Annotated in this window: 11 protein-coding genes and 1 tRNA gene; 10 read left to right on the forward strand and 2 right to left on the reverse strand. The window is 47.8% G+C overall.

Annotated elements, in window-relative coordinates; all coding sequences use genetic code 11:
- Window positions 1-56: 56 nt before the first annotated feature.
- Both argH and ACTNCK_RS01895 read right to left on the reverse strand, forming a co-directional pair.
- The gene (gene argH / locus ACTNCK_RS01890; RefSeq protein ID WP_441080647.1) at window positions 57-1,457 is read right to left on the reverse strand and encodes an argininosuccinate lyase; all 1,401 of its coding nucleotides are present in this window, start codon (window positions 1,455-1,457) and stop codon (window positions 57-59) included.
- Window positions 1,458-2,129, reverse strand: a complete 672-nt coding sequence (locus ACTNCK_RS01895) for an epoxyqueuosine reductase QueH (RefSeq protein WP_441080648.1) — start codon at window positions 2,127-2,129, stop codon at window positions 1,458-1,460. It abuts the gene before it with no gap.
- An 82-nt stretch (window positions 2,130-2,211) separates the two neighbouring features.
- Between ACTNCK_RS01895 and ACTNCK_RS01900 the strand changes: the two genes are divergently transcribed.
- The 10 genes from ACTNCK_RS01900 to ACTNCK_RS01945 all read left to right on the forward strand — a co-directional run bounded on the left by ACTNCK_RS01900 (window position 2,212) and on the right by ACTNCK_RS01945 (window position 13,574).
- Window positions 2,212-2,284, forward strand: a tRNA-Thr gene (locus tag ACTNCK_RS01900).
- Between the two features lie 246 nt (window positions 2,285-2,530).
- Complete coding sequence (locus ACTNCK_RS01905) at window positions 2,531-3,367, forward strand: amino acid ABC transporter substrate-binding protein (RefSeq protein WP_441080649.1); 837 nt, start codon at window positions 2,531-2,533, stop codon at window positions 3,365-3,367.
- Window positions 3,367-4,020, forward strand: a complete 654-nt coding sequence (locus tag ACTNCK_RS01910) for an amino acid ABC transporter permease (protein ID WP_441080650.1) — start codon at window positions 3,367-3,369, stop codon at window positions 4,018-4,020. The genes ACTNCK_RS01905 and ACTNCK_RS01910 overlap by 1 nt, the downstream gene beginning before the upstream one ends.
- Window positions 4,021-4,032: 12 nt before the next feature.
- Window positions 4,033-4,782 (forward strand): amino acid ABC transporter ATP-binding protein, encoded by a 750-nt coding sequence (locus ACTNCK_RS01915; RefSeq protein ID WP_441080651.1) that lies wholly within the window; start codon window positions 4,033-4,035, stop codon window positions 4,780-4,782.
- A 133-nt stretch (window positions 4,783-4,915) separates the two neighbouring features.
- Window positions 4,916-6,994: an efflux RND transporter permease subunit gene (locus tag ACTNCK_RS01920; protein WP_441080652.1), complete on the forward strand. Its 2,079-nt coding sequence runs from the start codon at window positions 4,916-4,918 to the stop codon at window positions 6,992-6,994.
- An 11-nt stretch (window positions 6,995-7,005) separates the two neighbouring features.
- The gene (locus tag ACTNCK_RS01925) at window positions 7,006-9,450 is read left to right on the forward strand and encodes a hypothetical protein (RefSeq protein WP_441080653.1); all 2,445 of its coding nucleotides are present in this window, start codon (window positions 7,006-7,008) and stop codon (window positions 9,448-9,450) included.
- Window positions 9,451-9,560: 110 nt separating this feature from the next.
- Window positions 9,561-10,340 (forward strand): phosphoribosylformimino-5-aminoimidazole carboxamide ribotide isomerase, encoded by a 780-nt coding sequence (hisA, locus tag ACTNCK_RS01930; RefSeq protein ID WP_441080654.1) that lies wholly within the window; start codon window positions 9,561-9,563, stop codon window positions 10,338-10,340.
- A gap of 16 nt (window positions 10,341-10,356) precedes the next feature.
- On the forward strand, window positions 10,357-11,250 hold the full coding sequence (gene dapF / locus ACTNCK_RS01935) for a diaminopimelate epimerase (RefSeq protein WP_441080655.1): 894 nt from the start codon (window positions 10,357-10,359) through the stop codon (window positions 11,248-11,250).
- Between the two features lie 11 nt (window positions 11,251-11,261).
- A complete protein-coding gene (locus ACTNCK_RS01940; protein ID WP_441080656.1) occupies window positions 11,262-12,476 on the forward strand; it encodes an LL-diaminopimelate aminotransferase in 1,215 nt (404 codons plus the stop codon).
- A gap of 354 nt (window positions 12,477-12,830) precedes the next feature.
- Complete coding sequence (locus ACTNCK_RS01945) at window positions 12,831-13,574, forward strand: metallophosphoesterase (protein WP_441080657.1); 744 nt, start codon at window positions 12,831-12,833, stop codon at window positions 13,572-13,574.
- The last annotated feature ends 31 nt before the right edge of the window (window positions 13,575-13,605 follow it).

The following is a 13,605-nucleotide window of genomic DNA, read 5'->3' on the forward strand; positions in this document are numbered from 1 at the left end:
AAGAACCCTGCCGGATGGCAGGGTTCCTTTTATGCAGAATAACATGTATATGATCATTAAAGGTCCACGCTAAGCGGATCTGACCCGTCCAGATAACTGCGGCACTGAGCTATCTCCTTTTCCATTGCCGATCTGCCAGGCGCTCCTGCGGTAAGCCTCTTGTCGACACAGGTATCAAGGGATATGGCCTCGTATACGTCCTGGTCAAAGGCTTTTGAGAACTCACGAAGCTCGTCAAGTGAAAGGTCGTCGATAGCGCATTTCTTATCTATGCAGTAAAGGACTATCTTTCCGACTATTGTATGGGCGTCCCTGAATGCGACTCCCTTTCCGACCAGATAGTCGGCAGCGTCAGTCGCATTGGTAAAGCCGTGCCTTGCGGAACGCTCCATTATATCCTTATTGAATCTTATAGTAGCAAGCATACCGTCGAACAGATGTATGCAGCCCTCGACGGTGTCCATGGCATCGAATGAGAATTCCTTGTCCTCCTGCATGTCCTTGTTGTAGGCAAGAGGTATCCCCTTCATAGTGGTAAAAAGCTGCATCAGGGCCCCGTAGACCCTGCCGGTCTTTCCGCGGACTAGCTCGGCTATGTCAGGATTCTTTTTCTGAGGCATGATGGAGCTTCCGGTAGAGTAGGCATCGTCTATCTCTATGAATCTGTATTCATTCGAGTTCCAGAGTATGATCTCCTCAGAGAATCTGGACAGATGCATCATTATTATGGAAAGTGCAGAGAGGAACTCCAGCAGATAGTCCCTGTCAGAGACTCCGTCCATAGAATTGCGGGTCGGTCCGTAGAAGCCTAAGGCCTTTGCGGTCATATCCCGGTCGAGCGGATAGGTAGTGCCGGCAAGGGCTCCGCTTCCCAGAGGGCAGTAGTTCATTCTCCTTAATATGTCAGACAGCCTTTCCCTGTCCCTGCGGAACATCTCGAAATAGGCACCCAGATGGTGGGAGAGGGTCACAGGCTGGGCCTTCTGCAGGTGGGTAAAGCCAGGCATGATAGTATTTACATTCTGCTCCATTATAGAAAGGATGGTGCAGAGGAAATGCCTAAGCTCTCCGTCTGTATCGCAGATCACCTGCCTGGTATAGAGCCTCATGTCCAGAGCCACCTGGTCATTTCTGGAGCGGCCGGTATGGAGTCTCTTCCCGGGCTCCCCTATACGGTTGATAAGGTTGGCCTCGACAAAGCTGTGTATATCCTCATATTCATCGCTTATAGGAAGCCTGCCATTGTCCACATCTGCCTCTATAGAGTCAAGTCCGCCCATAATAGCAGCCTTGTCTTCCTTTGTGATGATGCCCTGCTTTGCAAGCATCCTGACATGGGCCCTCGATCCCTCCACATCCCAGTGGAAGAGCCTTTTGTCGAAGCGAATCGATGCATTGAATTCGTATACTAGTCTGTCTGTTTCCTTTGTAAACCTTCCGCCCCAGAGCTGTGCCATTTATCTGTCCTCCTGTGTCAAATTATTTAAGGCCTGTGTCTTTTTTCCATGCCTTTCATTATATGAGAATACACATCCGCAGTAGTCCTGTCTGTACATACCGTATTCACGTGAGATCTCAGTGCTGCGGAGATATCCGTTCCTTTTCTTGAAATCCGACGGGAGCCACCTTACCCCGGCTCTTTCTCCTTCCTCCTGGCCTATCCTGTTCAAAAGAGCGGCGTCCTTCATAGGAGATATGGTAAGTGTAGTAGCGAAATAATCGGCTCCTCTTTCCCTTGCCATATCGGCAGTCGCGCCTAGACGGAGCCTGAAGCATTTCTCACAGCGCCTTCCCCGCTCGGGCTCGTCATAAAGCCCTCTTGCCTCATGGTAAAAGCGGTCCTTATCGTATGTGCCCTCTATGAAGTTCACCGGGTTTGCCGTCGGGAAGTCCCTTATGAATTCCTGCTGTTCCTTTGCCCTGTGATAGTATTCGCTGTCCGGATATATATTGGGATTATAGTAAAAGACAGTAATCCTGAAATATCTGGACAGATATTCTATGCAGTAGGAGCTGCACGGAGCGCAGCAGCTGTGCAGGACAAGAGAGGGAATCTGCTCCTCGTTTTCAAGCTTCTTTATCTCTGCGTCGCAGAGAGCCATATAGTTTATCTTAGCTTCCTGTTTCATAGTATCTCCAGTCGCAAACATACTAATTATACAAAAAAGCGCTTGCAAAAACAAGGATTATCAAGTATAATATCATTCGCTTGCTCCGATAGCACAGTTGGTAGTGCACTTCACTCGTAATGAAGGGGTCGTCCGTTCGAGTCGGATTCGGAGCTCGTTCCATGAAGTTCCCCCAAAGCCCTGATATTGCAGGGCTTGAGGGGATTTTTTATTTATTAAGAAACTTTTGCGATTGTAGAAGTGTATATCTTATGATATGAAGACCATTATGATAAAAGGAAATAGCCGCTTGACCTCGAGAAAGTAAGCGGCAAATCACATTCCTCTTGAATTTATTCTGACGTTATGATACCTTATTAGTGCATTAAAGTAATATAGAAATCGGATTTCCGGAGGTTTTGATGAAGTTTTTTAAGAGATTACTGGCACTTACGCTTGTAGCAGCAAGCACACTATCACTGGCAGCATGTCAGAAAGCAAAGACCACATCAAAGGTCACAACGAAGAAGACAAAGGCGGTGAAGAATACCGACAAGGTATTTATAGTAGGCTTCGACCAGAATTTCCCGCCGTTCGGATATGTCGGAAAGGACGGAGAGTTCACCGGATTCGACATAGAGCTGGCTAAGGAGTGTGCAAAGAGGCTGGGACAGGAGATTTCGCTTCAGCCGATAGACTGGGATGCCAAGGACATGGAGCTTTCAAGCGGAAATATTGACTGTATCTGGAACGGCTTTACTATAAACGGCCGTGAAGATGCCTATACCTGGTCAGACTGCTATATGAACAATGCCCAGGTCTTTGTGGTAAAGAGCGGGAGCGGCATAAAGAGCGATAAGGATCTTAAGGGAAAGACCGTAGACGTCCAGAAGGATTCATCGGCAGAGAGCGCGCTAAACAGTGATGACAATAAGGACCTGAAGAACAGCTTCTCACAGATGATCTCAGTAGCCGATTACAATACGGCGATGATGGATCTGGAGTCAGGAGCAGTAGATGCGGTAGCCATGGACAAGTTCGTAGCCTTAGACCAGATAAAGGATAAGAAGAGCGAGTATACTATCCTGCCTGATCAGATAAGCAGCGAGCAGTATGCGGTAGGCTTCAAGAAGGGCAATACAGCATTAAGGGATCAGGTCAACAAGGCCCTTAAGGATATGGATAGCGACGGGACCTTTGCCAAGATCTCTAAGAAATGGTTCGGAGAGGATGTAAGCATCCTTGGTGAGAGCAGATAATGGATATAGCAACGATATTACTAGAGCTTGGAAGGGGAATGCTTACAACGCTTCAGATCTTTGCTCTGACCCTTCTTTTTTCACTGCCGCTTGGCTTTCTGGTCTGCTTCGGGCGTATGTCAAGAAACCCTGTCCTGTCATGGATCATAAGGATCTATATAGCCATAATGCGCGGGACACCGCTTATGCTGCAGCTTATAGTCATCTATTTCGGACCCTATTATATATTCGGGCTTTCGACATCACCGGCATACAGGGGCATAGCAGTGATAATAGCTTTTTCTCTAAACTATGCAGCATATTTTGCAGAGATCTACCGCTCAGGCTTCGGCTCCATACCTAAGGGACAGTATGAGGCAGCAGAGGTCCTCGGATATTCAAGGACCAGAACCTTCTTTGCCATAATCCTTCCACAGGTCTTTAAGAGGATACTTCCGGCGGTCACAAACGAGGTGATCACTCTTGTAAAGGATACATCCCTGTCTTTTTCGATTGCATATGCAGAGATGTTTACAGAGGCAAAGGCGCTTTCGGCGGCAGTCCATAATGTAGGGCCGCTGATGGCAGCAGGACTCTTTTACTTCGTTTTCAACTTCCTTGTGGCCTACGTGATGGAGCTGATCGAGAAGAAAATGTCGTATTACAGTATCTGAAGCAGGTGAAAGATGCATATAGTAGAGTTAGATCATGTGAAGAAAAGCTTTGACGGCACAGAGGTGCTTAAGGATATAAGCCTCTATGTCGACAAGGGAGAGGTCGTAAGCATAATTGGACCATCAGGCTCAGGAAAGTCGACGCTGCTCCGTTGCGCCACGCTCCTTGAGACAATGGATGACGGGAGTCTCTCCTATGCCGGAGAGAGGATAGCCGACAGTAAAAACGGCAGGAGCGTTTACGCCTCAAAGGAGATCTTAAAGAAGGCCAGGAGCTGTTTCGGTCTTGTTTTCCAGAATTTTGAGCTTTTTCCACACTTTACAGTCCTTAGGAATATCACTGATCCGCCGGTAAGGAACCAGGGCAGGGACAGGGGAGAGGCAGAGAGAGAGGCAATGGCCCTCCTTGAAAAGGTGGGTCTATCTGACAAAAGGGATGCCTATCCCTGTGAGCTGTCGGGCGGACAGAAGCAGAGAGTTGCTATAGCCAGGGCTCTGGCAATGAAGCCGGATATACTGTATTTCGATGAGCCTACATCGGCTCTCGATCCTGAGCTTACGCAGGAGATCCTGAAGGTCATAAGGGCGCTTGCCGAGGATAAGATGACTATGGTAATAGTTACTCACGAGATGAAGTTTGCCCGTGAGGTCTCCGACAGGATCATATTTATGGAAAAGGGCACGATAGTCGAAAACGATAGTCCTGACAAGGTCTTTTCATCGACAAATGAGAGGACCAGACAGTTCATTGGTAAGTTCTGATATTACAAATAGGACGAAATGTATTCTAAAAAAATACACGAAACCCGGGATTGAATATTCAACCCTGGGCCTTTTCATATATAATTATAAACGTAACAGAATTTAGAAAATAGAAACGGAGTGAAGAAAACAGATGCTTAAATTTGGAAAGGCGGTAGTAAAGAGCAGATTCGTGATACTCATTGCCGCAGTCCTTCTGCTGATACCAACAGTAATAGGATATGTGAACACCAGAGTCAATTACGATATTCTCTCCTATCTGCCAAAGGACATCGACACAATGAAGGGTGAGGACATGCTCCTTAAGGACTTCGGTACAGGAGCCTACTCATTTGTCGTAGTAGAGGGGATGGACAACAAGGGTCTTAAGAAAACAGCAGACTCTATATCTGATATCCCTCATGTAAAGAAGGTCCTCTGGTACGGATCGGTGATGGATATGAATATCCCGAAGGAGGCTCTCCCGGAGAAAGCCTATAAGTTCATCCATAATGCAGACAGTAAATCCGATCTGATGATAATCCTCTTCGATCAGGGGATGGCAGAGGACGGGACCATGAAGGCGCTCAATACCATGAATCGGACACTTTCAAAGCAGTGCTTCGTATCAGGAATGGCCTCTGTGATAAATGATACGGCAAATCTCTCCGAAAGAGAGGTTCCTATCTATGTGATCATAGCTGTAGTGCTCTGCCTCATTGTTCTGATGGTGACTCTGGATTCGGCCTTTGTGCCTTTACTCTTCCTGATCTCTATAGGAATGGCAGTAATCTACAATCTGGGGACCAACTTCATCCAGGGTCAGATCTCATATGTGACCCAGGCTCTGGCGGCGGTGCTTCAGCTGGGTGTTACCATGGACTACTCGATCTTCCTCTGGCACAGCTACGAGGAGCAGCTTAAGGCCTATCCGGATGACAGAAACAATGCCATGGCACATGCCATTTCAAAGACCTTCCTTTCGATAGCCGGATCCTCTACGACCACTATAGCAGGCTTCATCGCTCTCTGCTTTATGAGCTTCCGTATAGGACTTGACCTTGGAGTCGTTATGGCAAAGGGAGTGCTTTTTGGACTTGTATCGTGCGTAACCATCCTTCCTTCCCTTATACTGGTATTTGATCCTATCGTTAAAAAGACCAATCATAAGGTCATTATGCCTGATCTCGGAAGGATAGCTGACTGGGTAGTAAGACACTGCTATGTATTCTTTGTTATATTCCTGGCACTTGTGGTACCTGCCTTCTATGGACAGGCCCATACAAAGGTCTACTATGATCTGGCCGGAAAGCTTCCTGATTCCATGCGGAGCAAGCAGGCCAACCAGAAAATGGATAAGGAGTTCAAGATGGGCGCCACATCCATAATCATTGCTGACTCCTCCCTTCCCGCAGAGAAATCGGACAAGATGATAAACGATATCAAGAAGCTTAAGGGCATAAAGATGGCTGTGTCAAAGGATTCGCTTACAGGACCGATGGTGCCGTCCGATGTGATACCGGATACTGTAAGGGAAGAGATAGACAACGGCAAGAAGCAGCTGATGATAGTTACATCCGAGTACGCGACAGCGACAAGCAAGGTCAACAGGCAGTGTACCCAGATAGAGAAGATAATAAAGAGATATGACAAGGATGCCATGCTGATAGGTGAGGCGCCTTGTACCAAGGATCTGGTCAGGATCACTAATTCCGACTTCAACCGCGTGAACGCAGTATCTATAATAATAGTCTTCTTTATCATACTGATCTCGTTCAAGTCCATATCGATACCTTTCATTCTGGTTGCGGTAATCGAGTTCGCTATCTATATAAATATGGCAATACCGTATTATACAGGCACGACGCTTCCTTTCATAGCAAGCATAGTAATAGGCACCATCCAGCTCGGATCGACAGTGGACTACGCTATACTGATGACAAACCGCTACAAGACCAACCGTTACAATGGGCTCGAAAAGAAGGCAGCTATAACCGATGCGCTTCACGGATCGATAACCTCGATAATAGCCTCGGCTCTTACCTTCTTCGGCGCTACGTTCGGAGTAGCTCTCTATTCAGATATAGATATGATCTCCTCTCTCTGCAATCTGATGGCAAGAGGAGCTCTGATAAGTATGGCAGTCGTTATCTTCCTGCTTCCATCTATGTTTATGATCTTTGACAGGGTCATAATTCATACAAGTGCAGGATTTCGTAAAAAGAACGCATAAGGAGGAAACAGATGAAGTTTAATGAATTAAAAAAGATCTTCAGCAGGAAGTATATAATAAGAATAGTCGCAGGAGCACTTGTAGTAGGCCTTATCTCTACAGGGACAGTGACCTATACTGCGCTTGCCGACAAGGCATCTGCCACGGCAGAGACTACAAACAGCATTGTAGACGGCGATCACCTGAAGGTAGAGAGCAAGGACTTAGACAAGGATGAGACAGTCTATCTGATAGCAAAGCCAGACGGAACGGTTTCAGATACTATAGTTGCAGCCCATCTGATCAACAAGGATGGAGAGGATACGATCGAGGACAAGGCCTCTGATCTTACCGATATCACCAATACAAACGGCAATGAAAAGTATACAAAGGACGGAGACAAGCTGACCTGGCAGGCCGGGGGCAATGATATTTACTATCAGGGACATACCACGAAGGAAGCCCCTGTCACAGTAAAGGTCACATATACTCTTGATGGCAATGAGGTGACACCGGAGGAGCTGGCAGGCAAGAGCGGCCACGTAAAGATCCGCTATGATTATACAAACAATACCAGCTTCGAGGAAAAGGTAAACGGCCAGAAGGTTTCGACAGTAGTTCCATTTGCAGCCATGACCGGTATGATCTTAAACGATGACTTCACGAACGTAAAGGTCTCAAACGGTCGTATTATCCAGAACGGGACCAAGACCATAGCCTTAGGCTATGCTCTTCCCGGAGTAAAGGATTCACTTGAGAAGTCCGGCGGATCCTTTGACAAGGACCTCTCCCTTCCGGATTCATTTGAGCTCGAGGCCGATGTGAAGAATTTCGATCTTGAGACTCAGATGACAGCTCTTGTCGATGCATCAAACATGATGACATCTGATTCAGAGTCCATGGGAGATCTGGGAAATGATATGGACAAGCTTTCCGATGCCTCTGACCAGCTGAAGGATGGAGCAGGAAAGCTTAAGGACGGAGCAGGAAAGCTAAAGACTGGAGCAGGAAAGCTTGTGGACGGAAGCGGCCAGCTTACAGACGGACTTTCATCTCTTATGGATGGATCTGATTCATTATCATCCGGTGCTCTTTCACTTTCAAAGGGCTTAAAGGGCTACACCTCAGGAGTGAGCCAGCTTAATGGAGGAATAGTTAAGCTTCGCAGCGGACTTGCTCCTTTAAAGACCTCATTCCCGGCTCTTTCAAAGGAACTCACAAGTGGTGATCTCTTAAAGCAGCTGTCCCAGCTTTCAGCAGGAGTAGGAGCCTTAAAGAAGGGATCTGACCAGATCCTTGCTGGATACGCAGGAGACGGCACAGAGAATAATCCGGGCCTGGTAAACAGCATGGACAAGCTTCAAGCCGGCTCAAAGCAGGTTTCAGATGCAGCAGCCTCTGTTTCGGATGGTGCAGCTGCACTTGACAAGGGCATTTCCTCGATAAATACAGTCCTTGACGGAGCAGGAAAACAGTTTGCGTCACAGTCAGATGCGGCAATAACTCAGCAGATCGATCAGAAGCTGAATGGAAATGCAGAGGTAATAGGTCTTCTCCGTAAGATGCAGATCTTAGGAGCTGATGAGAAGATAAGCCTTGATAACATAGATACTGTAACACAGAAGTTCACTGGAGCTCAGACCCAGGTCATTACAGCACTAGCTGCAGCCTATGGTGGAGACAGTGCGAAGGCCACAGCCGCCTACTATCAGGTACTTGATGGACTCCATCAGGTAGAGGCAGCAAGGACTGCTCTTGACAGTGCAAAAAAGCAGCTGACCCAGACCCTTTCAGGAGAAAGCGTGGCAGGATCTGTAAAGAAGCTTGCCGACGGATCAAAGCAGCTTAAGGATGGCTCTGCAAAGTTGTCAGCAGGAGCAAAGTCAGTAAGCGACGGAGTAAGCGCCGCTGATCAGGGAGTAAAGAAGCTCTATGAGGGACAGAAGCAGCTTTCCTCAGGAATAGACACCATGAATTCATCTGTCGGCTCGGCAAATATCAGCGAGTCGGACCTCAAGGGTATCTCAGGTCTTTCCACAAAGCTTGACAGCCTGCTTTCAGGAGTAGATGCGCTCTACAGTGGAAGCAAGAAGCTTGTCTCCAATAATCCTGCTCTTACAAGCGGAGCCTCAAAGCTTTCATCCGGAGCCAATGCCCTTTCAAGCGGAGCCTCAAAGCTCTATAATGGCTCGGTAAAGCTTGGAAACGGGATCGACTCCCTCTATAACGGAGCAGGAGACCTTTCAGACGGAGCAGCAGATCTCTATGACGGCATTGTTAAGTTCGATAAGGAAGGAATAGAGAAGCTTATAAACAGCTACAATGGCGATATCAGGCCACTCGCAGACCATCTGAGGGCTACGATCGACGCAGGAGAGAGCTACGAGAGCTTCAGCGGACTTGCAGATGGCAAGAGCGGAGCCGTAAAGTTCCTCTACAGGATGGATTCTATCGAAGCTCCTTCAGACAAGGACTGATTTGACAAGATCTATATGAAAGGATTATACTGATTCCGGCTTTATGGAAACAGTAGTAAGCCCCGGCAGGAGAACCTGCCAGGGCTTTTGTCTTTATCCGGAGGAATGCTATGAGATTTCGTCCATGTATAGATATCCATGATGGAAAGGTAAAGCAGATAGTTGGCTCAAGCCTTGATGACAGGACTGATAAGGCAGAGGAGAACTTTGTCGCAGAAAATGGAGCGGAGAGCTTCGCCAGGCTCTATCAGTCACAGGGACTTTCAGGCGGCCATGTGATAATCTTAAATGCCAGGGGGACAGAGGAGTATCAGCAGTCAAAGAGACAGGCGCTTGCAGCCTTGTATGCCTATCCGCATGGCCTTATGGTCGGAGGAGGACTTGATGATACCAATGTAATGGAGTTTCTCGATGCAGGGGCATCTCACGGTATCTTTACAAGCTATATATTCTCCGATGGACAGATCCAGATGGACCGGCTCAGGAAGCTGGTTTCCGTCGCAGGAAAGGACCATATCACCCTTGATCTCTCCTGCAGGAAAAGAGACGGGAGCTACTATGTCGTTACCGACAGATGGCAGCGCTTTACAGACCAGAAGCTGTCGGTCTCCCTTCTCGAGTATCTTGACAGTTACTGTGATGAATTCCTTATACATGCTGCTGACGTCGAGGGCAAAAGGGCCGGCTGTGACAGGGAGCTCCTTTCCATCCTTTCTGACTATGATGGAGCGCCCCTGACCTATGCCGGAGGAGTAGGAAGCTACGATGATCTTCGTGAGATAAAGCGCCTTACAGGCGGAAGGATAGATATAACTATAGGCAGTGCGCTTGATATTTTCGGCGGTGCCCTTGAAATGAAAAAGATTTTAAGTATAATAAAAGAGGATTGAATTAAGGAGAGATAAAATGACATCATTTGATTTCACAAAGATGCACGGCATCGGAAATGATTATGTCTATGTCGACTGTACTAAAAGAGATATAGAGGATCCGGCCTCGGTAGCCAGATTTGTAAGCGACAGACATTTCGGCATCGGCTCGGACGGCCTTATCCTGATAAAGAACAGCAGCACATGTGACTTTAAGATGGATATGTACAATGCAGACGGCTCAAGAGGCGAGATGTGCGGAAACGGTATCAGATGCGTTGCAAAGTATGTCTATGACAACCATCTGACAGACAAGACCGAGATAAGCGTAGAGACCCTTGCCGGTGTGAAGACCCTTCTTCTTACAGTAAAGGATAGCAGGGTGGATTCAGTTCTTGTCGATATGGGACGCCCTGTCCTTGACTCGAGAAGGATCCCGGTCACATTTCCAAAGGATCAGATGGTAAACGAGCCTATGGAGGTCGATGGCAATATTTTCCGCGTGACATGCGTATCAATGGGGAATCCCCACTGCGTGATCTTTACCGATGAGGATGTAAGGACTATCGATCTGCCTCATATAGGGCCTCTTTTCGAGAATCATCCTACCTTTCCTCAAAGGATCAATACCGAGTTCGCCAATATTCTCGACAGGAAAAATATCCGTATGAGAGTCTGGGAGAGAGGAAGCGGAGAGACCCTGGCCTGCGGGACCGGGGCATGTGCTACAGCAGTCGCAGCAGCAGTAAACGGTCTTACGGATGATCAGGTGACTATCCATCTGTTAGGAGGCGACCTTATGGTGCACTATGACAGGGAAAAGGATACTGTTTTGATGAGGGGCAGCGCTACTACAGTTTTCACAGGACATATAGAGATACCGGATTCCTTCGAGAAGGATGATGTGAAGATATACGAACCAAAGAAGTAAAGGAGCAAGCAATGTATCAGGTTAATACAAATTATTTGAAACTTCCGGGAAGCTATCTGTTTTCGACTATTGCCAAAAAGGTGGCCGCATTCCAGCAGGCCAATCCGGACAAGCAGATCATAAGGCTTGGAATAGGCGATGTGACCCAGCCTCTGCCTAAGGTCGTAATAGACGCCCTTCACAAGGCAGTTGACGAACAGGCAAGTGCAGAAACCTTCCGTGGCTATGCACCTGACCTTGGCTATGATTTCTTGAGAAACGCCATAGCAGAGCACGACTACAGGTCAAGAGGATGCGATATCAGCCCTGATGAGATCTTTGTTTCAGATGGCGCCAAGAGCGATTCAGGAAATATTCAGGAGCTTTTCTCAAAGGATAATCGTATAGCAGTAACTGACCCTGTATATCCGGTATATGTGGATTCAAATGTAATGGGCGGCCGCTGCGGTAATTATGATCCTCATACAGGTATGTGGGATCAGGTTGTCTATCTGCCTTGCACAGCGGAGAATGACTTTGTTCCTGACTTCCCGGATCAGGATCCTGATATCATCTATCTCTGCCTGCCTAATAATCCTACAGGGACCACGTTGAAGAAGGACCAGCTGCAGAAATGGGTTGATTATGCAAACAATAAGAATGCGATCATTATCTTTGATGCAGCCTATGAGCACTATATTTCTACTCCTGACGTACCTCATTCGATCTATGAGTGTGACGGAGCAAGGGACTGCTGTATAGAGATCAGATCCTTCTCAAAGACCGCCGGTTTCACAGGTCTTCGTCTTGGATTTACCGTGGTTCCGAAGTCGCTTAAATGCGGAGATGCCTCACTTCATGATATGTGGGCCCGTCGTCACGGGACCAAGTTCAACGGCGCTCCTTACATAGTTCAGCGCGCCGGAGAGGCTATCTACTCCGAGGAGGGTCAGAAGGAGGTAGCAGACTTAGTCAGCTACTACATGGAGAATGCCCGCATGATAAGAGAGGGCCTTACTGCGGCAGGCTTTACCTGCTACGGCGGCGTAGACGCTCCTTATATCTGGATGAAGACACCGGATGGAATGACAAGCTGGGATTTCTTCGACTATCTTCTCGAGAAGGCAAATGTTGTAGGAACCCCTGGAAGCGGCTTTGGCCCGTCAGGAGAAGGCTATTTCCGTCTGACAGCATTCGGAACCCACGAGAACACGAAGGCAGCACTGGAAAGGATTAAGAGGCTGTAAGCCTGTAGGTAAGAGCGAGTCGAAGACGAAGCTCGAACCACAGGCGAGGCCGCTGTCTGAGATTAGCGAGAACGAGTCGAAGACGAAGTTCGAGCTTAACGAAGACAGCTTCCTTGGCCGAAAGCATAGAGATGAAGACGAGCGATGTGCGAGGTCAGAGGTCAGAGGTCAGAGGTGCGAGGTCAGAGGTCAGAGGTCAGAGGTGCGAGGTAACCCCTAATCCCTCAAACCTCACCCCTCGCACCTCACCCCTCACCCCTCACCCCTCATCCTGACCCCTCAAACCTCACACCTCATCCTGACCCCTCACACCTCAAACCTCACACCTCAAACCTAAAACCTCACACCTAAAATATGCTCTACGCACTTGGTGATCTCCACCTTTCCTTTTCAAACCCTGAGAAATCTCAGGAGAGATTCGGGAAGGTCTGGAAGGATCATGAATGGAAAGCAAAAAAGAATATAGAACGACTGGTTAAGCCAGAGGATACGCTTGTCCTTACCGGCGATCATTCCTGGGGGAATAATCTGGACCAGTGCCATAAGGACCTGGACTTTATTGCAGATTTTCCGGGAAGGAAGATTCTGCTGCGTGGAAACCACGACCATTTCTGGGACGCAGGTAAGACAAGGAAGCTTAATGAATGGGCAGACGGCAGACTTCTTTTCCTGCAGAACAATTTTTATCCATATAAGGACTATGCTCTGGTAGGCACAAAGGGATTCTGCTTTGAAGGCCCTTTTTATGTGAACACGATAAATGGGATGATAACAGGCTACGACAGGGCAGCCTATGAGCATTCTCTTGTCCTTATAGAGCGAGAGAGAAAGCGCCTCTGCGTTAGCATCGAGGCCGCGAGAGCAGCAGGCTTCAGTAAATTCATTATTTTTCTTCATTATCCTCCTACGTCGATCCTTGAGAACGATTCGGTCTTTACACGTATAGCAGAGGAGATCGGTGCCGAGCAGGTCATATATTCTCACAGCCACGGCAAGGAGAGATTTCACGACAGTATCCAGGGAAGCTACCACGGAGTCAAGTATTCGCTTGTGTCAGGGGATTATCTGAATTTCAGACCGAAGAAGGTGCTTGGATAATATTAAAAAACATTTCCCTTTTTCCCCGAAA

It is taken from the genome of Candidatus Weimeria sp. HCP3S3_B5 (assembly GCF_052064335.1).
Lineage (GTDB): Bacteria > Bacillota > Clostridia > Lachnospirales > Lachnospiraceae > Weimeria.